Below are 24,646 nucleotides of genomic sequence, written 5' to 3' on the forward strand. Positions count from 1 at the left end.
GAACCCCTGTAGGAGCGAGCTTGCTCGCGATGGCCGCAACGCAGGTCCAAAGACTCACCCACGACCGCACATCTGCCTTGCGCACTAAATTCTTGTCCTACAATTCGCCCCCACCTAGAATACCCGCCGCCGCGCAGCCCCCCTGTGCGCGGTTGTGATCGATTTCCATCGCCAGAACCCGTCCTCGGAACAGTCCAGACTGCTTCCGACGCCAGGTTCTACCCGTTTCCCGGCCCAACCTGACGGTCAGAACACCTTCGCGACCATGAACGCGCACACCACGCCCCCGCGTGCCGGCCTGTACCGGACGCATCCGGAGTTGATCCTGAACCTGGGCAGTTGTCTGGCCGTGCTGGCTATCGTCGCCATCGTGACCTTCCTGTTGCTGCGCGAACGGATGAATGTCGAGCAGACCGCCACTCGCTCGGCGCGCAATATCGTCAAGTTGATGGAGACCGACATCATTCGTAATGTCGAGCTCTACGACCTGTCCCTGCAAAGCCTGATCTGGGCCGTGCAACACCCGGAACTGCTCGGCATTCCGCCAGACATGCGTCAGCAGGTGCTGTTCAACCAGGCTTTCAGCAGCCCGGTGCGCGGCGACATCCTCTGGCTCGACCGCGACGGTAACGTAGCCGCGGACTCCACCAGCAGCACACCGCGCAGCGCCAACTTCGCCGACACGCCGATCTTCCAGGAACACAAGCGCAACCCCGACCTAGGCATGGTTATCAGCCCGCCGTTCAAGGCGCGCCTCGGTGATCTGGACTGGTGCATCAGTTTCAGCCGGCGGATCGAGGATGCAGATGGCGATTTCGCCGGCGTCGCCGGCGGTGCCCTGCGCCTGTCGCATTTCAACGATGTGTTCCTGCGCCTGGACGTCGGCTACGACAGCAGCATCAACCTGATGAACACCGACGGCCTGTTGCTGGCGCGCCACGCCACCGGGCCGAGCGCCAGTTCCAGCGACCCGATCGGCAGCAATTTCGCCGCGCGACCGAACTTCCAGCGCCTGCTGGCCGAGGGCAGCGGCAGTTTCAGCGCGCCGTCCGGGCATGACGGCCGGCCGCGCCTGTACACCTTCGCCCGGGTCGCCGAGTTGCCATTGGTGCTGGTCGTCACGCAATCGGAGGATGAGGTCTACAGCGCCTGGAAACGCACCGCGATTCTGGTCAGCGCCGCCACCGGGGTGCTGTGCATCGGCATTCTGTGGCTGAGCCTGATGCTCGGCCGCGAATTGCGCCGCCGGCACAGCGCTGAACGCAACCTGTCCGAACTCGCGGCCACCGACAGCCTGACCGGCCTGCCCAATCGCCGCCAACTCGACCAGGTGCTACGCCGCGAATGGGCCCGGGCGCAGCGCAATCAACGGCCGATCGCGGTGCTGATGATCGACGTCGATCACTTCCGCGGCTTCAACGAACGCCACGGCCATCACGGCGGCGACGAAGCGCTGCGGCGCGTGGCCCACGCCATCGGTTGCAGCCTGCTGCGCCCCACCGACCTGGCGGCGCGCTACGGCGGCGAAGAGTTCGTCGCGGTGCTGCCGGACACCGACCTGCACGGCGCGATGATTCTCGCCGAGCGCATCCGCCTCAGCGTGCAGGCCCTGGCGCCTTATGGCGGTGACGAGAAACCGGTGAGCATCAGCGTCGGCGTGGGCGTCCACGTTCCCGGCAGCGCGCTGAGCCTGGGCGAGTTGATGGCCGGCGCCGACGAGGCGCTGTACCGGGCCAAGCGCAACGGCCGCAACCGCGTCGAAGCGCCGAAGCTGGCCAGCGCCTGACACGAAAATGCCCCGCCGGCCAATGGCCGACGGGGCATGGAGAGCGCGCTGGTGTCGCGACTCAGGAGCGGGCGCGAGCGCTGTTGCGCAGCACTTTTACCTGGTCATGGTTACGCTGCACGCCGTGGTATTGACGCTCGACCAAGGAGTAGGCAGCCGACGCCGGAGCGATCTTGGCGAGTTTTTCCAGCGCTTCCTTGTAGGCCTTGAGCGCATGGTCTTCACCACGCTCGACTTCGTTCAGCACCGCCTCCTCGTCCTTGCCGGTGACCATGGATTTCAGGTTCACCCAGCCACGGTGCATGTCACCGCTGAGGCTGGTGGAGGTTTCCGGGTCACCGCCCAGGCTGCGCACATGTTGCTGCAGTTCGGCGGCGGCATCGGCGCAGCCGGTGCCACGTTGCACGAAGAATGCCTTCAGCTCGGGGTTCTTGACGTCTTCGGCACTGGTTTTGAAGCCTTTCTCGCCATCCTTGCTGAATTCGATCAGGTCATTGAGGACAGAAATGACTTCTTTGTTGGTATCGGTCATGACACGGCTCCTTTTGCATGAGGGATGTTCCCCATGGATAACGCAGCCTTCGTGCCAGACCTGACGATCTGCAAATTTCCTTTGTTATCAATAGTTTGAGCGAATAGCAAAAAACTGTACCCGCGCTTTCTGCATGAACTGTCCTTTGGCCTTCATGCAGATTGCCTGTATCGTCCGGCCATTCATCAGTCTTTGCCGTGCGCCATGAATCCCGAAACCCTCGAACTGCTGGTCACCCGCGAAATGCCCTATGGCAAGTACAAGGGCCGGCTGATCGCCGACCTGCCCGGCCCCTACCTGAACTGGTTCGCCCGCCAGGGTTTTCCCCACGGCGAGTTGGGCGGCCTGCTGGCGCTGATGCACGAGGTCGACCACAACGGCCTGTCCGACCTGCTCGAACCCCTGCGTAAAAAGCACCCCCGCCCCCGCCCCTGAACAGCGAGAACGCGCATGCACGACCTGCCTTCATCCACGCCCTCCCTTCTGGCCCGTGATGAGGGCTACTGGCAACGCATCGCCGCGAAATACGACGTCGAGCCCGGCCCCGTGAACCTGGAATACGGTTACTTCGGGCGCATGACCCGCACCGTCGCGCAGACTTATCAACAGCACATCGACGCCATCAACCGCTGCAACTCGCTGCCGGTGCGCCAACACTTCGAGCAGATCGGCAGCGTGCAGATCCGCGACGCCGTCGCCGAACTGCTCGGCGTACCGGACCAGACCGTCGCCATCGCCCAGAGCGCCTCCGCCGCGCTGCAATCGCTGATCCGCAACTACAACCGCCTGCAGCCTGGCGACCAATTGCTGGTCAGCGACCAGGAATACGACAGCGTGCAGAACGCCATGCGCTGGCTAGCCCGCCAGCGCGGCCTGGAACTGATCGAGATCCGCCACCCGCATCCGGCCACGTTCGAGAACCTCGTGCAGAGCTACCGCCACGCCTTCGAACGGCATCCGCGCATTCGCCTGATGCCGCTGACCTACGTCACCCACCGCACCGGGCTGGTGATGCCGGTCCAGGCCATCGCGGCCTGCGCCCGCGAATTCGGCGTCGAGGTGATCCTCGACGGCGCACACGCCCTGGGCCAGATCGACTTCGACCTGGAGCAACTGGGTATCGAACTGGCGGGCTTCAATTTGCAGAAATGGATCGGCGCGCCGCTGAGCCTCGGCGTGGTCTACATCGCCCCCGACAAGATCGACGCCATCGACCCGGACATGGGCGAGCTGCGTTATCCACAGGCCGACATCCGCTCACGGGCGCCGTACGGCACGCCGAACATCCCCGCCTGGCTGACCCTGCCGACGGTGTTCGACGAACACCGGGCGGCCGGCGGCGCCGCGGTGAAAGGCGCGCGGCTGAATTACCTGCGGGATCTCTGGGTGGCGCCGGCGCGGGAGATGGCCGGCATTGAAGTGATGACCCCGGATGACCCGCGGTTGTATTGCGGCATCACCTCGTTCCGCTTCACCCGGCACAGCGATCAGGCCGTCATGGCGGAGCGACTGCTGAAGGAATTCAACCTGTTCACCGTGGCCCGCGACGGCTCGGCGTGCGGGCCGTGCATTCGGGTGACGCCGGGGTTCAGCACGACGCCGGCGGAAGTTGGGTTGTTGGTGAACGCCCTGGAACAACTGGCCTGAAACCCTTCCCCCGTCCGTAGGAGCGAGCTTGCTCGCGAAGGCGCCCTTTCGCGAGCAAGCTCGCTCCTACGGACGGGGAAGGCGTCAGCCCTTCACCGGCGCCACCGCCAACTCAACCCCCTCGCCCCGCTTCAACACCGCGTACACCACCGCCGTCAGCACACTCCCCGCGACAATCGCCAGCAGGTACAACAGCGCGTGGTTGATCGCGTTCGGGATCAGCATCACGAACAGCCCGCCATGGGGCGCCATCAGCTTGCAGCCGAAGTACATCGACAGCGCCCCGGTCAGCGCGCCGCCGGCGATGCTCGCCGGGATCACCCGCAGCGGGTCTTTCGCGGCAAACGGAATCGCGCCTTCGGAGATGAAGCACAAGCCCAGCACCAGCGCCGCCTTGCCCGCTTCGCGCTCGCTCTGGGCGAACTTGCGGCGGGCGAGGAAGGTGGCGATGCCCAGGCCGATCGGCGGCACCATGCCGGCGGCCATGGTCGCGGCCATCGGTGCATAACTCTGCGACGCCAGCAGCCCGACCGAGAACGCGTAGGCCGCCTTGTTCACCGGCCCGCCCAGGTCGACGCACATCATCGCGCCGAGCACGATGCCGAGCAGGATCGCGTTGGTGGTGCCCATGCTGTCGAGGAATTCAGTCAGCCCGGCGAGCAACCCGGCCACCGGCTTGCCGACCACATAGATCATCACCAGCCCGGTGAACAGGCTGGAGAACAGCGGGATCAACAGGATCGGCTTGAGCGCTTCGAGGCTGGTCGGCAGCTTCAGCCAGCGGCTGATGGCCTTGGCGCTGTAGCCGGCGAGAAAGCCGGCGATGATCCCGCCAATGAAGCCCGCGCCCAGCGTGCTGGCCAGCAGGCCGCCGATCATCCCCGGCGCCAGGCCCGGCCGATCGGCGATGGAATAGGCGATGTAGCCGGCGAGCAGCGGCACCATCAGCTTGAACGCCGCCTCGCCGCCGATCTGCATCAGCGCCGCCGGCAAGGTGCCCGGCTCCTTGAAGGCTTCGATACCGAAGACGAACGACAGGGCGATCAACAGACCACCGGCCACCACCATCGGCAGCATGAATGACACGCCGGTGAGCAGGTGCTTGTAGACGCCGGTCTTCTCGTTGCTCGCCTGCGCCGCCTGGGCGGTGGCGGTGTTTTCTTCGCGGGCCTCGGCGAGGGCTTTTTCCAGCGTGGCCTTGGCCTGTTTCAACGCCACGCCAGTGCCGCAGCGGAAAATCCGTTTGCCGGCGAAGCGCCCGGTGGGCACGTCGATGTCGGCGGCCAGCAGGACCACATCGGCCTCGGCGATCGCCGCGGCGCTCAGCGGATTGCGCGCACCGACCGAGCCCTGGGTTTCCACGCTCAACTGCAGGCCCATCTGTTGCGCGGCCTGTTGCAGCGCCTCGGCGGCCATGAAGGTGTGGGCCACGCCCGTCGGGCAGGCGGTGACGGCGACCACCTTGGCGGTCTTGGCCTGGGTTGGCGGGGCGACGTCATCGGTCGGGTGATAGACCGCCGCGTTGTCGGCCGCCTCGCGCAAGAAGTTATCCACATCCCGCAACGCCCGCGCCGGGGTGCTCTGGAACAGGCGCTTGCCGGCGAAACGCTGCAACGCCAGCGGCCCGGTGGTGACCACCAGCACCCAGTCGGCATCGGCGATCACCGCCGCCGACAACTGCCGCTCGGGATGGGCCGGGTCATGCACTTCGACGCTGGTGCTCCAGCCCAGGCGCTGGGCGGCGGCGTCCAGCAGGCGGGCGCTCAATACACTGGACACCTGGCCGTTGGGGCAGGCGGTGACGATTGCGAGTTTCATTGTTCACCCTCTTGTTCTGCGCTCGGGGTCTGAATGCGGACTTCTGTTTCGAAGCGCGCCAGTTGCGCGCGGTCGTTGATGCCGAAGCCGATCTGGCTCACCGCCTGGGCGGCGATGGCGGTGGCGCGGCGCAGGGTCTGCTCCGGCGCTTCGCCCGCCAGCAGGCCGTGGACCATGCCGGCCAGCAGCGAATCGCCAGCGCCCACGGTGCTGGCGACCGTCACCCGTGGCGGCAGCCCTTGCAGCACCGCGCCGCGGCTGAACCAGTTGACGCCCTGTTCGCCCTGGGACACCACCACATGCTCGATGCCCTGTTCGATCAGCCGTTGCGCCGCCGCCCGCTGCTCGGCAAAGCCGTGCACCGGCGTGCCCAACACTTCGCCCAGCTCCTCGGTGTTCGGTTTGACCAGCCACGGCACGGCGCGCAGGCCGGCTTCAAGGGCGGCGCCGCTGCTGTCGAAAGCGACTTTCAGGCCCATGGCCTTGAGCCGGGTCAGCAGCGCTTCGAGCCACTGCGGGCTGATGCCGCGTGGCAGGCTGCCGGCGACCACCACGGCGTCGTGTCCGGGGGCGAGTTGGTCGAGCCGGTCGAGTAGCGCCTGACGTGCCGCTTCGTCCACCTCCGGGCCCGGGCCGTTGATGTCGGTGACCTCTCCGCCGTTCTCCACCAGCTTGATATTGCTGCGGGTTTCGCCCGGTACGCGGATAAAGCCGTCGACGAAGCCGCGACGCTGCATCAGCGCCTCGAACGGCGACAGGTTGTCCAGGCCGAGAAAACCACTGACGCTCAGCCCGTGACCGAGATCGGCGAGCACCTGGGCCACGTTCAGCCCCTTGCCGGCGGCATGGCTGTGCTGGGCCGAGGCGCGGTTGACCGCGCCGGTGCGCAACGCCTCCAGGCTCACGGTCACGTCCAGCGCCGGGTTCAGGGTCAGGGTCAGAATCTTGGCCATCACTGCGTCTCCACCAGTGCCCGCACATCGCCGGCACTGCCCAGGCTCAGCGCTTTTCGCGCGAGCATCCGGGCGTGTTCAATACTCAGGGCGCGCACCTGGGCCTTCACTTCGGCAATGCCACGCGGCGCCACGCTCAATTCATCCACATCCAGCCCGACCAGCAGCGGCACCGCCTGCGGATCGCCCGCCAGTTCGCCGCACACGCCTACCCACTTGCCATGGGCGTGGGCCGCGCGCACGGTCATGTCGATCAGGTTGAGCACCGCCGGGTGCAGGCCGTCGGCCTGGGCCGAAAGGCTCGGATGACCACGGTCGATGGCCAGGGTGTACTGGGTCAGGTCGTTGGTGCCGACACTGAAAAAATCCACTTCCGCCGCGAGGACCGGCGCCAGCAGCGCCGCCGACGGCACTTCGATCATGATCCCGACCTGCAGGTCAGCGACCGGGATCTCGCCGCGCAAGCGCTCGACCATCTGCCGCGCCTGACGCCATTCCTCCACCTGCCCGACCATCGGGAACATGATCCGCAACGGCCGCTCGCCCGCCGCACGCAGCAGGGCGCGAAGCTGGCTTTCCATCACCTGCGGGCGTTGCAGGGTCAGGCGGATGCCGCGCACGCCGAGGAACGGGTTTTCTTCCTTGTCGATCGGCCAGTACGGCAGCGGCTTGTCGCCACCGACGTCGAGGGTGCGCACCACCAGCGGGCGCCCGCCGAGGCCGTCGAGCACGCGGCGGTACTCGGCTTCCTGGGTGGCCTCGTCCGGCAATTGCGGATGGGCCATGAAAATCAGTTCGGTGCGCAGCAGCCCGACGCCTTCGGCGCCTTGCTCGACCACCTTGTCGATGCCGCTGCTTTCACCGATGTTGGCGAAGACCTCCACCCCGTGGCCGTCGCGGGTGATCGCCGGCTCGTGGCGGGAGGCGTGGGCGGCGCGCAGGCGTTCTTCGCGTTGCTCGCGCTCGGCCAGGGCCTTTTCCAGTCGATCCGCGGCCGGCGCCACGGTGACCCGCCCGCGCTGACCGTCCAGCAGCAACGCGGTGCCGGGGGCGATCAACAACACCGCATCGCCAGCGCCGACCACGGCGGGAATGCCCAGCGCCCGCGCCACAATGGCGCTGTGCGCCGTGGCACCGCCACGGGCGGTGAGGATGCCGGCGACCCGCGCCGGGTCCAGGCGCGCCACATCGGACGGGCCGACCTCGGCCATCACCAACACGTAAGGCTGCTCCGGCTCGGGCGTTTCGCTCACGCCGCAAAGTTGCGCCAGCACCCGGCGCCCCACATCGCGCAGGTCCGCCGCACGCTCGGCGAGCAACGCGTCCTGCAAGGCTTCCTGCTGCCGCGCCGCCGCGTCGATCACCGCCAGCCAGGCGGCCGGAGCGCTTTCGCCCTGGCGCAGGCGCAATTCCACTTCGTCGCCGAGTCCGGGGTCGGCGAGCATTTCCAGGTGGGTGATGAAAATCTCGCGGATCGCCGTGGCCTGGCTGCGCTGGACCAGCCCGTCGATCTCGGCGCGCACCCGGGCCAGGGCGTCTTGCAGACGCTGGCGTTCCAGCGCGGGAGACTCACCGCGCAATGGGTATTCGAAGGTCTGCAACAGGTGAACATGCGCCGGACCGCTGGCGATGCCAGGCGCGGCGGCGATGCCCTGGAGGGTCGAGCCGTCCACCGGCTTCACCTGCGCGGCCAGCGGCGCGGGCGCGTCGATCGCCACTTGGGTGACGGCGGGCAGCGCTTCGACCTCTTCGCCGAGGCCACTTTCGACGGCCGCCAGCAAGGCCGGCAGGGCGGCGGCGATGCTCGGCTCGACACTGAATTCCAGCACCTGGCCCCGCCGCGCACCGAGGCTCAGCAGCTTGCTCAAGCTCTTCACCGAAACGGCGGGGGCGTTGCCATCGACCACCAGCACCCGCACCTCGCCGTCGAATTCCTTGGCCAGTTGCGCGAGGATCTTCGCCGGACGCGCATGCAGGCCGTGGGGGTTGGCCAGGGCGATGCGGGCGCTCGGCCAGTCGGTCGGTACAGCGCCGCCCAGCATGCCAAGCACGGTGCGAACGTTGCCGGCACGCAACAATTCCTGCCCCCGGCCCTCGACCAACAGACCGCACAGGCGCTCAAGCACGGTTTGATGCGCCTCGCCCTGGCTGGCCAGACAGAACAGGCCATTGAACGGCTGACCCTGATGGCGCAGCGGTTGTTGCGGCGTGACGAAGGCCAGTCCCGGCTGGCGCACCGCCTGCGCGCTGTGCAGCCACCACAGGCCGTCACCCAGCGGCAGCGGATCGACCTGCTGCAAGCGGCCGGCAAAATCACCGTCGACGCACTCCACACGGCGCAACAGCCGGGCGCCTTGCCAGAGCAGGTCGTCGAAATCGTCAGCGGGTACGCCGAGGCCAAGAGTGCGTTCGTCCAGCAGCAGCTCGCGCGGCGCGCCCTGCAACAGGTGCAGCACCGCTTCGGCGCTGTCGGCGCGGCTCAGGGCCTCGGCCATATCGGCGTCGCCGAGGGCGCGGGTAAGTTGTTGCAGCAGGAGCAGGTGTTCGTCGGAGCGCGCGGCAATGGCGATGGCCAGGTAGACGCGCTGGCCGTCGCCCCAGTCCACGCCCTCGGGGAATTGCATCAGGCGCACGCCGGTGACGTGTACCAGATCGCGGGTCTGCGGCGTGCCGTGGGGAATCGCGATGCCTTGGCCGAGAAAGGTCGAGCCCTGCGCTTCGCGGGCCTGCAGACCGGCCAGGTAACCGTCGGCAACCAGCCCGTCGCGCACCAGGTGTCCGGCCAGAAGCTGCAAGGCCGCGGACTTGTCCACAGCCGTCTGGCCCATGGATATCTGCGCCGTGGTGAACTCGAGCATGACCGTCTCCTTTGCAACGCCGGGACGGCGTCGAGGTTATTGTTGTTGAGGTAAAAGCATAGGGCCAGCAATCATCTGATCCTATGGCAAGCGCTTGGTGCGGCAGTAAAATCGCTTGCTGAAACGTTTAATCCATAAATGGAGTGCACGTTACTCGATAACCTGCGAACAATGAAGTCCCTTCGTGCCGGACAATTGCGACAATGGTCGTCTGCGCCAAAGGCTCAGGATCGGCGACAATGCGCGGTCAGGCTTCGCAGCCAGTCCCGGTATATAACAAGGAAAATTCGGTGAAACTCAGCGATATAGCCCGTCTGGCCGGTGTCTCCGTGACCACCGCCAGCTACGTGATCAATGGCAAGGCCGAACAGCAACGCATCAGCAATGCGACCGTGGAACGTGTCCGCGCGGTGGTCGAGGCCCATGGCTTCACCCCCAACCCGCAAGCAGCGGGTCTGCGCAGCCGGCATACGCGGACACTCGGCTTCATCCTCCCCGACCTGGAAAACCCCAGCTACGCCCGCATCGCCAAGCAGCTTGAACAGGGTGCGCGGGCTCGCGGCTACCAGTTGCTGATCGCCAGCAGCGACGACCAGCCCGACAGCGAGCGGCAATTGCAGCAACTGTTCCGCGCCCGCCGCTGCGACGCGCTGTTCGTCGCCAGTTGCCTGCCGCCCAGCGACGACAGCTACCGCGAATTGCAGGACAAAGGCATGCCGATCATCGCCATCGACCGCAGCATGGAGCCGAAGGCGTTCTGCTCGGTGGTCAGCGACGACCAGCCGGCCAGCCTGCAACTCACCGGCAGCCTGCTGGAACTGGCGCCGTCGAACATCGCCCTGATCGGCGCACGCCCGGAACTCAGCGTCAGCCAGGCCCGCGCCAGCGGTTTTGACCAGGCACTGCACGCGTTCACCGGCAAGGTCAGCCAGTACCAGGGCGAGGCGTTCAGCCGCGAATGCGGGCGTCAGTTGATGAGCCAGTTGCTCGCCGACCTGGGCCGCCTGCCGGATGCGCTGGTGACCACCTCCTACGTGCTGCTGCAAGGGGTGTTCGACGTGCTGTCGACCCGCCCGGCCGATTCCCGCACCTTGCACCTGGGCACCTTCGGCGACACCCAGTTGCTCGACTTCCTGCCGCTGCCGGTCAACGCCATGGCCCAGCAACACGGCCTGATCGCCGAAACCGCGCTGGAACTGGCCCTCGCCGCCATCGAACAGAAGCAGTACCAGCCGGGCATTCACGCGGTAGCGCGGACCTTCAAGCAGCGGATCTTCAAAGACTGAGCATGCGCCTGATCGACACCCACACCCACCTGGACTTCCCCGACTTCGACGCCGACCGCCGCGAGCTGCTGGCGGCGGCCGAAGCGGCCGGGGTCGAGCGGATGGTGGTGCTGGGGGTCTTCGAGGCCAACTGGCAACGGGTGTGGGATCTGGTCAAGGCCGAGCCATCGCTGTACGCGGCGTTCGGCCTGCACCCGGTGTACCTCGACGCGCACACGCCGCAGCACCTGACCGCGCTGGGCGACTGGCTGAGCCGCCTGCGCGGCGATCCGCAACTCTGCGCCGTGGGCGAATTCGGCCTGGATTACTACCTGGCGGAGCTGGACCGCGAGCGCCAGCAGGCGCTGTTCGAGGCGCAACTGCAATTGGCGGTGGATTTCGATCTGCCGGCGTTGCTGCATGTGCGCCGCAGCCATGCAGCGGTGATCGCCACGCTCAAACGCTTCAAGCTGCCGCGGGGCGGGATCATCCATGCCTTTGCCGGCAGCTACGAAGAAGCGCGGGAATACATCCGCCTTGGCTTCAAGCTCGGCCTCGGCGGCGCCGCCACCTGGCCGCAGGCGCTGCGGCTGCACAAGGTGCTGCCGCGTTTGCCGCTGGACAGTGTGGTGCTGGAAACCGATGCGCCGGACATGGCGCCAGCGATGTTTCCGGGGATCAGGAACAGTCCGGTGCATTTGCCGGAGATTGCGGCGGCGCTGGCGGGGATCATGGGGATTGGGGTGGAGGTACTGGCGGAGGCTAGTAGCCGCAATGCCTGTGAGATGTTTGGCTGGGATTAAGGGCCCTATCGCTGCGGTTCGGCGTCCCGACAAGCCAGCGATGAGCCTTTCGAACTAAACCCTGAACGCCCCGATCAACTGCTTCAACTCCATCACCTGCGCACTCAACTGCCGGCTTGCATCCTCGGTCTGATGCGCGCCCTGGGTGGTGTGCTCCGCCGCGCGGTTGATCTGCACGATGTTCTGGTCGATGTCATGGGCCACCGCGGTCTGCTGCTCCACCGCCGCGGCGATCTGCTGGTTCTGGTCGACGATCATGCCGATCGCGCCGAGAATATTTTCCAGCGCCTGTTGCACCTGCTGCGACTGACTCACCGTCCCCGCCGCCATCTGGTGGCTGCTGTCCATCGCCCGCACCGCCGCACCAACGCCGTTTTGCAGGCGCGAGATCATTTCGTCGATTTCACCGGTGGACTGTTGGGTGCGCTTGGCCAGCGTGCGCACTTCGTCCGCCACCACTGCGAAGCCCCGGCCCTGCTCGCCAGCCCGCGCCGCTTCGATAGCCGCGTTGAGCGCCAGCAGGTTGGTTTGCTCGGCGATGCTCTTGATCACTTCCAGCACCCGGCTGATGGCCTGGCTGTCGCTGACCAACTGGTTGATCACCGCCACCGACTGATCGATCTCCGCCGCGAGCCCGGCAATGCTGCCCTGCTGCGACTCGACCAGGCCACGGCCAGTGACCGTCTCCTGGTTGACGCTGTGGGCGCTGCTCACCGCCGCCGCCGCGCTGCGCGCAACTTCCTGGGCGGTGGCGGACATCTGGTTCATCGCCGTGGCGACCTGCTCGATCTGCCCGCGCTGGCCACTCACCGCCTGGTTGCTGCGTGACGACACCACATGCACCTGCTCGGCCTGGCGCTCGACTTCGCTGACGGTCTGGCCGACGCGCTCGATCAGGTCATGGATGCGCCGCACCGTGCCGTTGAACACCTGGCCCAGTTCCCCCAGTTCGTCACGGCTCTGGGCCTGGAAGCTGACCGTCATGTCGCCGGCCGCGACTTTGTCCATCACCGCGCCGAGGCTGCTCAGGGTGTTGCGGGTCGAGGCATAGAAACCGCTGTAGAGGTAGACAATCAGCAGGAACACCGTGGCCAGCGCCGCCACCAGCAGAATCATGTGGCTGCGGTATTCGCCCAGGCGCTGCTGCAACTGCTGGTCGAGAAAGGCCACGGTGGCGTCGTTCAGTTCGTAGGTGCGAGCCATCAGGTCGCTGGTCTGCTGATAAAAGCTCGTCCACGGCGCATCGAGGGTTTCGGCCACCACCACCTGGCTTTCGAACAGCTCGCTGGCCTGTTTCAGCGAGGCCTGGCTGCTGGCGGCCAGAGCACCCAAGCGGGCCTGCGCCTGCGAGTCGCCGGCCAGTGCGTCCTGAATCTTGAGGGCGTAGTCGGCGGCGAGTTTTTCGAGTTGCTGCAGCAGGTCTTCGAAGCGGGTGCTGGCGGTGGAGTTGATAAAGCCCTGGCCCAGCGAATAAGAGCCCATGGCCCGGCCTTCACCGAGCATCTGGGTGACTTGCGGGGTCACCGTGGTGACCAGTTCGCTCAGTTGGCGCATGGCGCTGTCGTCGTCCTGACTCAGGCCCGACTGGCTGGCGACTACACGTGGCAGGGTCTGGGCCTGGGATTGCAGCTTGTCGAACAGGGCGACCTGCGCCTGCAGCGAGCTTTCGGCCTGGGCGGCCGTCAGGGCGCTGGCCAGTTCGTCGCGTTTGCTGGTGAATGCCTTGGCCAGCGCTTCGTCGGTGCTCACCGGCTGCAGCGCGGCGAGCCGCGCCTGGGCTTGCTGGCCCAGCGTGGCGATGCGTGCCTCGATGTCCTCGGCCTTGCCCGCCTGACCAAGCACGGCGTTGATCTGCACGAGGTTGCCGAGGGTTTCCAGATCGGCGCGCAGGGCGAGGCTGCCGCGCAGCAGATCAAGGCTCTGCAGTTCAACGCGGGTCGCATGGAATTTGGCGTAGGAATCGCTGACCAGATAGAAGTTGGTCACGAGCATGGGCAGGAAGAACATGACGCTTATCAGACTGAACTTCATCCCGAAGCTCAGGCGATTCATCAACGCAACGGCCGGACGGAGCAGGCTCTTCACTGGGCGTCTCCTTCGATTTCTTATTGTTGTCTGGCGCTATGGCAGATAGCCATTTACCGCGCTTATGCAACTGTATAGCGCATATCGAAGAAGAGGTTTGTAACTTAAGGTAAAGCGACTAGCGGGTCATTATTGGGACCAGGAGCCGCATTAGAGACCATCGCGAGCAAGCTCGCTCCTACAGCGTGTTCGTAATCTCTGTAGGAGCGAGCTTGCTCGCGATTGGCCGAAAATCGCCCCCCGAAAAGCCTCACCCCAACACTGTCCACAAGGCAAAAAACGCATACCACAGCACCGCCGAACGCAGCAGCAACTCCCACAGATGATCCAGCCCCGCCAACCCTTCCGCGCCCACCGGCGCAGTGGCGGGCAGTTCTGCGGCAGCATGGCCAGCCATGTTGATCAGCCGTGGCGCGGCGATATGCCAGTTGAGCAGTTCGGGCAACATCACCCGGCTGACCGCGACAAAATTGCCCACCAGCGCAAAGCTCGCCGCCAACACCCGCACCGGCGCCCAGTCGAATGCGTGGCGCAGTTGCCGGGCGCGCTCCTGCAAGGCCGGGTTTTTCGCGTTGTCAGTAGCCAGCGCCAGTAACCGGTAGGCCAGCGCGGCAGCCGGCCCCAGCAGCACATACCAGAAGATCACCGCGAAAAAGCTCTGGCAGGCGTCCCAGAGCAGGTGGCCCTGAACCTTGTGCAGCAAGCTGTTTTCGTCGTCGGCGATCACCTTCAGGTCGCGCTCGGCCACATGCACCGCGGCCTGTTCGTCACCACGGCGCCAGGCATCGCGGAACGGACCGAGCGACCCTTTCACATCACCCCGGCCCAGGCTGTAGATCAGCACCAGCACATGCACCGGCAAGGCCAGCAGTCCGTAAGCCACCGGTTCCAGCACATGCAGCAGCAGCGCCAGCAGCGCCACCGGCAACAGCACGAGAATCGCCAGGATCCACCAGGGATGGGTCTTGCCGGTGCGCTCCAGACGCGCCAGTTCAGTCAGGAAAAAGCCGTCACGTTGCAGGCGTGCGCGCAGGGCGGAGAACTTCTCCACCCACAGCACCAGCAACAACACCAGGAAATTCATGCTCAGTCCTCCTTGTCACACAGGGCAGCGCGGTAGCGCGCCCAGTCGAACGCCGGGCCGGGATCGGTCTTGCGTCCGGGGGCGATATCGCTATGGCCCTGGATACCCTCGCCATCGAGGGCCGGCCAGGCCGCGCGCAATTGCCGGGTCACCTGCTCCAGCGCGCGGTATTGGGCATCGGTGAACGGCAGCTCGTCGGTGCCCTCCAGTTCGATGCCGATGGAAAAGTCGTTGCAGCCTTCACGCTCGCCGAAACGCGAGATGCCGGCATGCCAGGCACGGTCGAGACACGACACGAACTGGGTGACATGGCCGTCGCGCTCGATCAGAAAATGCGCCGACACGCGCAGGTCCTTGATGGTCTCGAAAAACGGATGCTCGCAAGGATCGAGGCAGTTCTGGAAGAACGCCTGGACCTTGCCGGTGGCGAACTGCGCGGGCGGCAGGCTGATGTTGTGGATCACCAGCAGGGCGATCGCCTCGCCGTCGGGGCGCGCATTGAAATTGGGGGAAGGGCAATGGGTGACACCAGCAAACCAGCCTGTAGTGCGATCCAACTGCATAAAAAGTCCTGAAACACGAGGGCACCGCGCAAGTATGCCCCTAGCGGCAGCGTCTGTATCGTTAAAAAGTGGGTGATGGCTCAGTGCCGACGGCCCTGTAACTGGCTGACCACCGAGTCCAGCGCACGGTCGAACAGCAGGCTGTCGTCCAGCAGCGTCACTTCGCCGCGCTGCAGCGCCACCGCCAAGCCAACGGCGGTCCACTCGCGGACTTTCAGGCCAGTACGGTTGACGAAGACATAGCGGTCGCTGTCGTCAAACAGGGCGATCAGCTTGCAGCGCAGCGGCTCGCCTTCGTCGTCGAGTTCGATCCAGGTGCCCGCTTGCAGTTGGCCGACCCGCAGCAGCGCCGGGTCGTCCTCGGCGAGGTGCGCGTCGCTGTCGCCCGACGACCAGTCTTCAGGCCCGCGCAGATTGAGTTCATCGCGCACCAGCACCCGCGCGGTGGCCTCTGTTGCGTCGCCCTGCCCGCCCGACGGGTCGAAGGCGCTGAGGTGGAGAACCTCCAGGCAGGCGAAGAATTCGCTGGTGGCGAACGGATCGAACGCCGCTCCACCCAGCCCCTCGCGCAGCGCCTTGAGCAAGCCGGGCACCCGCTCCAGCAAGCGCGCGCGGTCGTCGGCGTGCGCCAGCGGGCCAACGCTCCACAGCAGTTCATCCATGGTCATCAGGGCCTCGCGCCACGGCATCGAGTCCTCGCCGTGCTTGAGCCAGGCCAGCAACAGCACCTGGCTCCAGGCATCTTCCAGCACCTGCACCACAATCCGCGGCAGGTACTGGCCCTGCAGGCGCGTGTTCAGTTCCTGCTGCACCCGACGCCGGGCCTGCTCGGTGCGAGTCCGGCCTTCCTCGGCATCGCGGGTGCGCTGCTCCAGCAACTCGCTGCGCCGGCGCTCGTCGGTGTTGAAGGCGAGGAAGTCGTTGAGCAACTCCGTGAAGATCGCCGGGTCATCGTTGAAGTCGTCCAGCAGCCGCTGCACCAGCATTTCCACGCGCTGATAGAGGCTATCGCGCTGGTAGTCGTCGCGTTTGTCCCAGCCCATCGCGGCGTCGGCCACTTCATTGAGCAGCCGCCGCGCCGGGTGCGTGGCGCGGCTGAAGAAGCGCTTGTCCAGCAGCGCCACCTTGAGCAGGGGGATTTGCAGGCGAGCGATCAGCACCCGCAGCGAGCGCGGCAGGTTGCGGTCGGTGAGGATGAAGTCGAAGAGCATGGCGATCAGGTTGATCACGTCTTCGTCGCCCGCCTCGATCTGCCGTCCCTGCCCGCTCTGCACGCTGAGCCGGGTCAGCAGTTGTTCGAGGTGATGGCGCAGGTCGAAGTCTTCCGCCTCCAGCTCGGCGGGCACGTACTGTTGCAGATGGGTCAACAGCCGCAGCAGGTCGCGGCTGTTGATCGGCCGCGGCGGCAGTCCGGCCGCGCGACGCGGCGCCAGACGCCCGCGCTCGGGCGACAGCAGGGTCTGCAAGGACGAGAACACGGCCTGGGTGTTGGCATCGACCTCACCGGCCGGATTGTCCGTCTCATTGGCCGGGGCCCGCGTCTCCAGCACCGCGTGGTCCTGGGCGCGGCGCCGTGGTAGGGCCTTGAGTTCAGGGAGGATGCCGGTGGCGATCAATAACTGGTTGGCCTCGCCGTACAACTGGTCGGCCTCGCGCAGCACATAGCGCTCGAACAGCTTGAGCAGGATCAGCTTGACCTTGATCCCCACGCCAAGGCTGCGCCCGGCACGCAGAAAGTATTCACACAGCAGGGTCGGGCCCAGCGGGTTGTTGCGGTCGTTGAGCGGCTGCTCCAGCAGGCTGTTCAAGCGCAGGGTCAACTGGCCCAGGGCAACACCGTCCCGGGCCAGCACCCGGGCGACCATGGCGTCCACCGCCACCGTCCGCTCAAGCTCGTCGCGGGCGACCAGGCTCAGGGTGTCGTGGGCCGAGGTGCGCGCCGGCAGCGCGGCCAGCGGATCGCCGTGGCCAACTTCCATGAAGGCGGCATAGAAGCTGTCGAGAAAACCGCGCTCGATGCTGTTGCGCTTGTGGCGCAGGTCGCGCATGGCTTCGAAAAGCAGGTTCTGATCCTTGCTGCTGGCGGCCTTGTCGGCCATCTCGAACAGGGTGTCGTCGGCGTTGTCGAACAACGCCTGCAGCGCCAGGCGCAATTGCAGCGCGGCCTTGTCACGCACATGCAGGAGGGCGACCGGCAGACGAGCGAGTGGCGCAGGCGACGCCTGGCTGGCGGCGCTTCGGAACAGCAGCACCTTCCCGTCTTTAGGCATCCCGGACTCCTTGCAAGGTGGATTTGGATAATCGTCAAAGCCATGACGCCAAATATTAGGCGCGCATTATCTTGAAAAGTTTCCCCGTCCGCCAGTGATTGACAGGCGCGACATCAGCCATCTGTAGACCCGGTCACGGCGTGAAAGGCTCAACCCTCCCGACCAAAGGCGCGCCACGCCGCCGCCGTCGCCGTTTGCTGCACGCGCCACCCGGCCTGCCCTATAATCCCGCCACTTAGCTTGTGGAGCCTGTCATGCCGAACCTACGCCTCGCCGATCTGACTGCCGAAATCGAAGCCAACGTGCGCCGCGCGTTGCTGGAAGACGTCGGCAACGGCGATATCACCGCCCAGTTGATCCCCGCTGAACGTCTGGCCAAGGCCACCATCATTACCCGCGAAGACTGCGTCATCGCCGGTACGGCGTGGGTCGATGCGGTCTTTCGCCAACTCGATCCGCGGGTCGCGGTGCATTGGCAGGTCCAGGACGGCGAGCGTGCCCTCGCCAACCAGGCACTGTTCCATCTGGAAGGCCCGGCCCGCTCGCTGCTGACCGGCGAGCGCAGCGCGCTGAACTTCCTGCAACTGCTGTCCGGCGTGGCGACCCATGCCCAGTCGCTGGCCGACAAAGTCGCCGATACCCAAGTGCGTCTGCTCGACACCCGCAAGACCCTGCCCGGCCTGCGCCTGGCGCAGAAATACGCCGTCACCTGCGGTGGCTGCCACAACCACCGCATCGGCCTGTTCGATGCCTTCCTGATCAAGGAAAACCACATCGCCGCCAGCGGCGGCATCGCCGAAGCGATCACCGCGGCGCGGCGCATCGCCCCGGGCAAGCCGGTGGAAGTCGAAGTGGAAAGCCTGGACGAACTGCAACAAGCGCTGGCGGCGGGTGCCGACATCATCATGCTCGACGAACTGAGCCTCGATGAAATGCGCGAGGCCGTGCGCCTGACCGCCGGCCGCGCCAAGCTGGAAGCCAGCGGCGGCGTCAACGAAAGCACCCTGCGGGTGATCGCCGAAACCGGCGTGGACTACATCTCCATTGGCGCCATGACCAAGGATGTGAAGGCGGTGGATCTGTCGATGCGGTTGAGCCTGTAATCCATCCCGGAATTCCCCCCTGTGGGAAGCTGGCTTGCCAGCTCCCATAGGGTTCTCCATGCCTGCCCTCCCCCATGTCGTAATCCGACAGCCCCGGGACGCAACCGGGTCAATTCCCCCGCAACCGCTCAAGGAAAGGTATTCCCGCCGGAACGCCTGACCCGGCCCACGACAACACGCGTAGAGGCACGTCCCTTGAAGCGGCTTCATCAGATTCCCTAACGCTTCGCGGCGTCGCTTCGTCTCTGCCTCCAATAATCCCTTCAAAAGAGCAGAGTATGTCGAGCCTGAACGACTCCAGCGGCGGACAACTGTCCAACGGTTTCAAACCTCGTCACGTCACCATGCTGTCCATCGCCGGCATCATCGGCGCCGGGCTTTTCGTCGGCTCCGGGCACGCAATTGCCGCGGCCGGCCCCGCGGTCATACTGGCCTACCTGGCGGCCGGCACGCTGGTGGTGCTGGTGATGCGGATGCTCGGGGAAATGGCCGTGGCCAACCCGGACACGGGCTCCTTTTCCACCTACGCCGAAAAAGCCATTGGCCCCTGGGCCGGCTTCACCATCGGCTGGCTGTATTGGTGGTTCTGGGTGCTGGTGGTGCCGATCGAGGCGTTGGCGGCCGGCTATATCCTCAACCAGTGGTTCCCCGGGGTGGACACCTGGATCTATGCACTGGCCTCGGTGGTCTTGCTGAGCATCACCAACCTGTTCGGCGTGGCGAAGTACGGCGAGTTCGAATTCTGGTTCGCCTTGCTCAAGGTCACCGCGATCGTCCTGTTCATCGGCTTCGGCGCCATGGCACTCAGCGGCTGGGTGCCCGCCCATGAAGGCGCGGGGCTCATCAACCTGATGCGGGAACATGGCGGCTTCGCGCCGAACGGCATGGCGGCGGTGGTCGGCGCGTTCATCACTATCATGTTCAGCTTTATCGGCACCGAGTCGGTGACCATCGCCGCGGCCGAGTCGGGCGAGCCTTCGCGCAACATCGCCAAGGCCACCCGCTCGGTGATCTGGCGCATCGGCGTGTTCTACCTGCTGTCGATCATGGTGGTGATTTCCGTGGTGCCGTGGAGTGATCCGCAACTGGCAACCGTCGGTTCCTACCAGCGGGCACTGGAACTGCTGGACGTTCCCCATGCCAAGCTGATCGTCGACCTGGTGGTGCTGGTGGCCGTGACCAGTTGCATGAATTCCTCGATCTACATCGCCTCGCGCATGCTGTATTCCCTCGCCCGTCGCGGCGATGCGCCCGCGATGGCGGCGCGAACCTCCGACAACGGCGTGCCGCGCACGGCGGTGCTGATCACGGCGTCGGTCGGAGCCTTCATTGCGGCGTTGAATCACTTCGCACCGGCCAGCCTGTTCGACTTCCTGCTGTCCAGTTCGGGCGCGATCGCGTTGCTGGTGTACCTGGCGATCGCCATTTCCCAACTGCGCATGCGGCGCCTGCACGGCAATGCCCTCACCTTGAAGATGTGGCTGTTTCCGTGGCTGACCTATGGCGTGATTGTGTTTATCTCGGCGGCGCTGGCCGTGCTGGTGGTAACGCCGGAGCATCGTGCCGAAGCGACCAGCACGCTGGTGCTGGCAATGGCGGTGTCGCTGGTGGGGATTTTCGTCTGCCGCAAGCGCGGCAAGGAGTCTGCAGCGGGGCTTGAGCGGGTCTACTGACAAACTGCGGGCAAACAAAAACCGCGAAGCGCCATCAGGCCCTTCGCGGTTTTTTTTTCGATCAGAACGAAGCGTTCTGCAAGCCATCCAGGTAGCGCTCGACATCCAGCGCGGCCATGCAGCCGGCACCGGCCGAGGTGATCGCCTGACGGTAGACGTGGTCGGCCACGTCGCCAGCGGCGAACACGCCTTCGATGTTGGTGGCGGTGGCGTTGCCTTCACGGCCGCCGGCCACAACCATGTAGCCGTCTTTCAGTTCAAGCTGGCCTTCGAACAGCGAGGTGTTCGGGGTATGACCGATGGCGATGAACACGCCGTCGACCTTGATCTCGTCGAAGCTGCCGTCGTTGTTCTTCAGGCGGGCACCGGTGACACCCATGTTGTCGCCCAGCACTTCGTCCAGGGTGGCGTTGAGCTTGAGCTCGATCTTGCCTTCGGCAACCCGGGCGTGAAGCTTGTCGATCAGGATCTTCTCGGCGCGGAAGGTTTCGCGACGGTGGATCAGGGTCACTTTGCTGGCGATGTTGGCCAGGTACAGCGCTTCTTCAACAGCGGTGTTGCCGCCGCCGACCACGGCGACCGGCTTGTTGCGGTAGAAGAAACCGTCGCAGGTCGCGCAGGCGGAAACGCCTTTGCCCATGAACGTTTCTTCCGACGGCAGGCCCAGGTAACGCGCGCTGGCGCCGGTGGCGATGATCAGTGCGTCGCAGGTGTAGGTGCCGCTGTCGCCCTTGAGGGTGAACGGCTTCTGCTGCAGCGCGACTTCATTGATGTGGTCGAAGACGATTTCGGTCTCGAAACGCTCGGCGTGTTCCTGCATGCGTTGCATCAGCGCCGGGCCGGTCAGGCCATGGGGGTCGCCCGGCCAGTTGTCGACTTCGGTGGTGGTGGTCAGTTGGCCGCCAGCCTGCATGCCGGTGATCAGCAGCGGCTTCAGGTTGGCACGGGCGGCATAGACAGCAGCGCTGTAACCGGCAGGGCCGGAACCGAGGATGATGACTCGCGAATGACGTACTTCAGACATGACACGCTCCTGTCGGGCCGGCGATGCATTGCCGGCCCCGTAACGCCGGGATCACCGGCGGGAATAAAAAAGAACCTGCAAAGCACTTGGGGAAGGCTTATGGCTGCAGGTCCTGAAAACCGTTGAAGCGAAGCCTTACAGGCTCTTGGCGTTTTCCGCCAGGTAGTCGGCGACGCCCTTGGCGTCAGCCTTCATGCCTTTCTGGCCCGGACGCCAGCCGGCGGGGCAGACTTCGCCATGCTGCTCGGTAAATTGCAAGGCTTCGACCAGGCGGATCATCTCGTCGACTTCGCGACCCAGCGGCAGGTTGTTCACCACTTGGTGCTGGACCACGCCTTGCTGGTCGATCAGGAACGAAGCGCGCAGCGCCACGCCGTCATCGTGCTCGACACCGTAGGCACGGGTGATTTCGTGCTTGACGTCGGCGACCATGGTGAACTCGACTTCGCCGATGCCACCCTTCTCCACCGGCGTGCTGCGCCAGGCGTGGTGGGTGAACTGCGAGTCGATGGACACGCCAACCACTTCAACGCCCAGTTCGCGGAAGCGGCCGATGCGGTTGTTGTGGGCGATGATTTCCGACGGGCAGACAAAAGTGAAGTCCAGCGGCCAGAAGAACAGCACGACGTATTTGCCGCGCAGGGAAGAGAGCTTGAAGCTGTCGACGATCGAACCGTCACCCAACACCGCCGCCGCATCGAAATCAGGGGCTTGCTTGTTGACCAGAATACTCATGGGAACTCCTTGAAAAGCAGGGATTCGAAGGCGTTGAAAAAGAATGTGCGCACTGTAGCGAGGGGGCAAAGATTAAGGAAATATCCTTAAACAATCCACCTTATAGACTTGCTCTATATAGCCCTTCATCGCGTGGTTCTTTTCCTATGGGCGACTTTTCCGAGGATTTGTTACAGCCCGTTGCGCCGCTTCCAGGCGGCTTTCGTCGCGTCGGCAAACTCGGTAAGGTCGGCGCGTTTTCCATCGCTCGGAGCCTTATATGCAAGCCCCTGTCCTTTCCGGTCCACAGTACCTGCGCGAGGGCCTGAAACTGGTCCTGAGCCCCGGATTGCGGTTGTTCGTGCTGCTGCCGCTGGCGATCAACCTGCTGTTGTTCGTCGGCCTGATCTATCTCGCCGGCCATCAGTTCAGCCTGTGGGTCGATGCACTGATGCCCACCCTGCCGAGCTGGCTGAGCTTTCTCAGCTATGTGCTCTGGCCGCTGTTCGTGGTTCTGGTGGTGCTGATGGTGTTCTTCACCTTCACCTTGCTGGCGAACATCATCGCCGCCCCCTTCAACGGTTTTCTCGCGGAAAAGGTCGAAGTGGTACTGCGTGGCAAGGATGAATTCCCGCCCTTCAGTTGGGGCGAACTGACCGCCATGGTGCCGCGCACCCTGGGCCGCGAAATGCGCAAGCTCGGCTACTTCGTGCCGCGCGCGCTGGCGCTGTTCATTCTGTCGCTGATTCCGGTGGTGAACATCGTTGCCGCGCCGCTGTGGCTGCTGTTCGGTATCTGGATGATGGCGATCCAGTACATCGACTACCCCGCGGACAACAACAAAATGAGCTGGCAGGACATGCTCGCCTGGCTGCGGCAGAAGCGCTGGCAATCGCTGGGGTTTGGCGGGATTACCTACCTGGCGCTGATGATTCCGTTCGTGAATATCCTGATGATGCCGGCCGCCGTGGCTGGCGCCACGCTGTTCTGGGTGCGCGAGCGCACCTGATCCCCGTCATGGCCGGTGCCTTGCGCACCGGCCATCGTTTTCCCGCCCTTACTTGAGCTGGTTGGAGAACTGTCCTACCGCATTCACCACTTTCTGCGCGCCGTCCTGAATCTCGACGATCACCGTGCCGGTCTGCCCGGCCAGGGCCAGGCCCTGTTCAGCCTGACGCTTGCTGCTGTCGATGATGTCCACCGCAGCCTTGGCCAGTTGCTCGTTCTGCTGCACCACGCGGGCGATTTCCTCGGTGGCGCTGCTGGTACGCGAGGCCAGTTGGCGGACTTCGTCGGCAACCACGGCAAAGCCGCGGCCCTGCTCGCCGGCGCGGGCCGCTTCGATGGCGGCGTTGAGCGCCAGCAGGTTGGTCTGGCCAGCGATGTCGCTGATGGTCTTGATGATCGAACCGATGATCTGCGACTGCTTGTCCAGCGCTTCGATGCCGCTGGCGGCGTCCTGCATGTAGGTTTCCAGCCCGCGCATCACTTCCACGGTCTGGGTCACGACTTCAGTGGCACGACGTGCACTCTCGTCGGTGGCGACCGAGTTGCTGTAGGCGATATCGGCCGCCTGCGCGACCGCGTTTTCCTGGTTGACCTGCTCGGTGATCACGGTGGCGAACTTGACCACTTTGTAGAGCACGTCATGGGCGTCGATGATCGGGTTGTACGAGGCCTCCAGCCACACGGTACGGCCATGGGCATCGATGCGCTTGAAGCGCTCGGCGACGAATTCACCGCGACGCAGCTTCTCCCAGAACGCCTGGTAGGTGGCGGAGTTGTACTCTTCCGGCTCGCAGAACATACGGTGGTGTTTGCCGCGCACCTGCTCAAGGGTGTAGCCCATGGTCCGCAGGAAACGGTCGTTGGCGCTGAGCACCTCGCCATTGAGGTTGAATTCGATCACCGCGGTGGAACGCATCAACGCCTTGATCAGGCTTTCGTGCTCGCGGGAGCTTTCGATGGTGCGGGTCAGGTCGCTGGAGTGCAGGGTGAAATACTTGACGCGGCCATCGCTGTTTTTCACCGGCTGCAGGATCGAACGCAACCAGGCTTCCTCGCCATTGCCCCGCAGCAGGCGGAAAGCACCGTTGAGGTGTTCAGCACGGTTGATCGCATGGCGCATGCGCTGATAGAAATCCAGCGGTTTGACGTGATCGGGGACGATCTCCTCGATATGCCGGCCTAGCAGTTGCGAACTGTTGTACAGCATCTCTCTTTCGAAGTTGCCATTCACCGACTCGATGCGCCCGTTGGGGTCTAGTTGAAGCACCAGCATTTCACTGTCGAGGCTGCCTTTTACCTGTTCCAGGGACATCAGTTCTTCGCGTAATTCGAGAACTTCTTTTTTCAATTTGCTGTTGAACATCAACGCTCTCCTGGAGCGAAATCGTCATTCGGAATGTCGCTTTTATCGGCTGACAGGTGGCCATTCTTGAGCAGTAAAACCGGGAATATTTCGCGGT

Annotated in this window: 19 protein-coding genes and 2 pseudogenes; 8 read left to right on the plus strand and 13 right to left on the minus strand. The window is 64.9% G+C overall.

All coding sequences use genetic code 11. The features are described from left to right. The first annotated feature begins 265 nt into the window (after positions 1–265). On the plus strand, positions 266–1,786 hold the full coding sequence (locus CKW37_RS23215; RefSeq protein ID WP_095158722.1) for a diguanylate cyclase: 1,521 nt from the start codon (positions 266–268) through the stop codon (positions 1,784–1,786). A gap of 61 nt (positions 1,787–1,847) precedes the next feature. On the opposite strand, the gene CKW37_RS23220 is transcribed toward CKW37_RS23215, so the two are convergent. After that, the gene (locus CKW37_RS23220) at positions 1,848–2,318 is read right to left on the minus strand and encodes a PA2169 family four-helix-bundle protein (protein ID WP_095158562.1); all 471 of its coding nucleotides are present in this window, start codon (positions 2,316–2,318) and stop codon (positions 1,848–1,850) included. Between the two features lie 204 nt (positions 2,319–2,522). Between CKW37_RS23220 and CKW37_RS23225 the strand changes: the two genes are divergently transcribed. Together CKW37_RS23225 and CKW37_RS23230 are read left to right on the plus strand one after the other, a co-directional pair. After that, complete coding sequence (locus CKW37_RS23225; RefSeq protein ID WP_095158563.1) at positions 2,523–2,753, plus strand: DUF3820 family protein; 231 nt, start codon at positions 2,523–2,525, stop codon at positions 2,751–2,753. Between the two features lie 24 nt (positions 2,754–2,777). Further along, entirely contained in the window at positions 2,778–3,965 is a 1,188-nt protein-coding gene (locus CKW37_RS23230) for an aminotransferase class V-fold PLP-dependent enzyme (RefSeq protein ID WP_371864330.1), read from the plus strand. Positions 3,966–4,049: 84 nt separating this feature from the next. Here CKW37_RS23230 and CKW37_RS23235 read toward each other — a convergent pair whose 3' ends face one another. Genes CKW37_RS23235 through ptsP form a run of 3 tightly spaced genes read right to left on the minus strand, consistent with a single transcriptional unit; the run spans position 4,050 to position 9,594 of the window. Next, positions 4,050–5,783 carry a PTS fructose-like transporter subunit IIB gene (locus CKW37_RS23235; protein ID WP_095158565.1) on the minus strand — a complete coding sequence of 578 codons (1,734 nt, stop codon included), beginning with the start codon at positions 5,781–5,783 and terminating at the stop codon, positions 4,050–4,052. Further along, the gene (pfkB, locus tag CKW37_RS23240; RefSeq protein ID WP_095158566.1) at positions 5,780–6,736 is read right to left on the minus strand and encodes a 1-phosphofructokinase; all 957 of its coding nucleotides are present in this window, start codon (positions 6,734–6,736) and stop codon (positions 5,780–5,782) included. Before pfkB ends, CKW37_RS23235 begins: the two co-directional genes overlap by 4 nt. Further along, positions 6,736–9,594 (minus strand): phosphoenolpyruvate--protein phosphotransferase, encoded by a 2,859-nt coding sequence (gene ptsP / locus CKW37_RS23245; protein ID WP_095158567.1) that lies wholly within the window; start codon positions 9,592–9,594, stop codon positions 6,736–6,738. Before ptsP ends, pfkB begins: the two co-directional genes overlap by 1 nt. Positions 9,595–9,884: 290 nt before the next feature. Here ptsP and cra point away from each other — a divergent pair, with 290 nt between their 5' ends. Together cra and CKW37_RS23255 are read left to right on the plus strand one after the other, a co-directional pair. Beyond that, positions 9,885–10,880, plus strand: coding sequence for a catabolite repressor/activator (gene cra / locus CKW37_RS23250; protein ID WP_095158723.1), 996 nt, complete (start codon positions 9,885–9,887; stop codon positions 10,878–10,880). A gap of 2 nt (positions 10,881–10,882) precedes the next feature. Then, positions 10,883–11,662 (plus strand): TatD family hydrolase, encoded by a 780-nt coding sequence (locus CKW37_RS23255; RefSeq protein ID WP_095158568.1) that lies wholly within the window; start codon positions 10,883–10,885, stop codon positions 11,660–11,662. Between the two features lie 54 nt (positions 11,663–11,716). Here CKW37_RS23255 and CKW37_RS33770 read toward each other — a convergent pair whose 3' ends face one another. The 5 genes and pseudogenes from CKW37_RS33770 to CKW37_RS23275 all read right to left on the minus strand — a co-directional run bounded on the left by CKW37_RS33770 (position 11,717) and on the right by CKW37_RS23275 (position 17,664). After that, the gene (locus tag CKW37_RS33770; protein WP_371864331.1) at positions 11,717–12,430 is read right to left on the minus strand and encodes a methyl-accepting chemotaxis protein; all 714 of its coding nucleotides are present in this window, start codon (positions 12,428–12,430) and stop codon (positions 11,717–11,719) included. A gap of 141 nt (positions 12,431–12,571) precedes the next feature. Next, positions 12,572–13,714 (minus strand): annotated as a pseudogene (locus CKW37_RS33775) (HAMP domain-containing protein); the annotation flags it as partial. Between the two features lie 283 nt (positions 13,715–13,997). Beyond that, a complete protein-coding gene (ampE, locus tag CKW37_RS23265) occupies positions 13,998–14,831 on the minus strand; it encodes a regulatory signaling modulator protein AmpE (protein WP_095158570.1) in 834 nt (277 codons plus the stop codon). 2 nt (positions 14,832–14,833) lie between these two features. Then, positions 14,834–15,394, minus strand: coding sequence for a 1,6-anhydro-N-acetylmuramyl-L-alanine amidase AmpD (gene ampD, locus CKW37_RS23270; RefSeq protein ID WP_095158571.1), 561 nt, complete (start codon positions 15,392–15,394; stop codon positions 14,834–14,836). 80 nt (positions 15,395–15,474) lie between these two features. Beyond that, on the minus strand, positions 15,475–17,664 hold the full coding sequence (locus CKW37_RS23275) for a DUF1631 domain-containing protein (protein WP_095158572.1): 2,190 nt from the start codon (positions 17,662–17,664) through the stop codon (positions 15,475–15,477). 254 nt (positions 17,665–17,918) lie between these two features. Between CKW37_RS23275 and nadC the strand changes: the two genes are divergently transcribed. Both nadC and CKW37_RS23285 read left to right on the plus strand, forming a co-directional pair. After that, positions 17,919–18,767, plus strand: a complete 849-nt coding sequence (nadC, locus tag CKW37_RS23280; RefSeq protein ID WP_095158573.1) for a carboxylating nicotinate-nucleotide diphosphorylase — start codon at positions 17,919–17,921, stop codon at positions 18,765–18,767. 278 nt (positions 18,768–19,045) lie between these two features. Then, complete coding sequence (locus tag CKW37_RS23285) at positions 19,046–20,440, plus strand: amino acid permease (protein WP_095158574.1); 1,395 nt, start codon at positions 19,046–19,048, stop codon at positions 20,438–20,440. 61 nt (positions 20,441–20,501) lie between these two features. On the opposite strand, the gene trxB is transcribed toward CKW37_RS23285, so the two are convergent. Both trxB and CKW37_RS23295 read right to left on the minus strand, forming a co-directional pair. Beyond that, a complete protein-coding gene (gene trxB, locus CKW37_RS23290; protein ID WP_095158575.1) occupies positions 20,502–21,464 on the minus strand; it encodes a thioredoxin-disulfide reductase in 963 nt (320 codons plus the stop codon). A gap of 135 nt (positions 21,465–21,599) precedes the next feature. Next, complete coding sequence (locus CKW37_RS23295; RefSeq protein WP_095158576.1) at positions 21,600–22,199, minus strand: peroxiredoxin; 600 nt, start codon at positions 22,197–22,199, stop codon at positions 21,600–21,602. Positions 22,200–22,458: 259 nt separating this feature from the next. On the opposite strand from CKW37_RS23295, the gene cysZ reads away from it, so the two are divergent. After that, the gene (gene cysZ, locus CKW37_RS23300) at positions 22,459–23,187 is read left to right on the plus strand and encodes a sulfate transporter CysZ (protein ID WP_095158577.1); all 729 of its coding nucleotides are present in this window, start codon (positions 22,459–22,461) and stop codon (positions 23,185–23,187) included. A gap of 48 nt (positions 23,188–23,235) precedes the next feature. Here cysZ and CKW37_RS33780 read toward each other — a convergent pair whose 3' ends face one another. Both CKW37_RS33780 and CKW37_RS33785 read right to left on the minus strand, forming a co-directional pair. Further along, the gene (locus CKW37_RS33780; protein ID WP_371864332.1) at positions 23,236–23,664 is read right to left on the minus strand and encodes a methyl-accepting chemotaxis protein; all 429 of its coding nucleotides are present in this window, start codon (positions 23,662–23,664) and stop codon (positions 23,236–23,238) included. A gap of 108 nt (positions 23,665–23,772) precedes the next feature. Next, positions 23,773–24,549: pseudogene (locus CKW37_RS33785) on the minus strand (PAS domain-containing protein); the annotation flags it as partial. Positions 24,550–24,646 lie beyond the last annotated feature (97 nt).

It is taken from the genome of Pseudomonas sp. Irchel 3E13, from assembly GCF_900187455.1.
Classification (GTDB): Bacteria; Pseudomonadota; Gammaproteobacteria; order Pseudomonadales; family Pseudomonadaceae; genus Aquipseudomonas.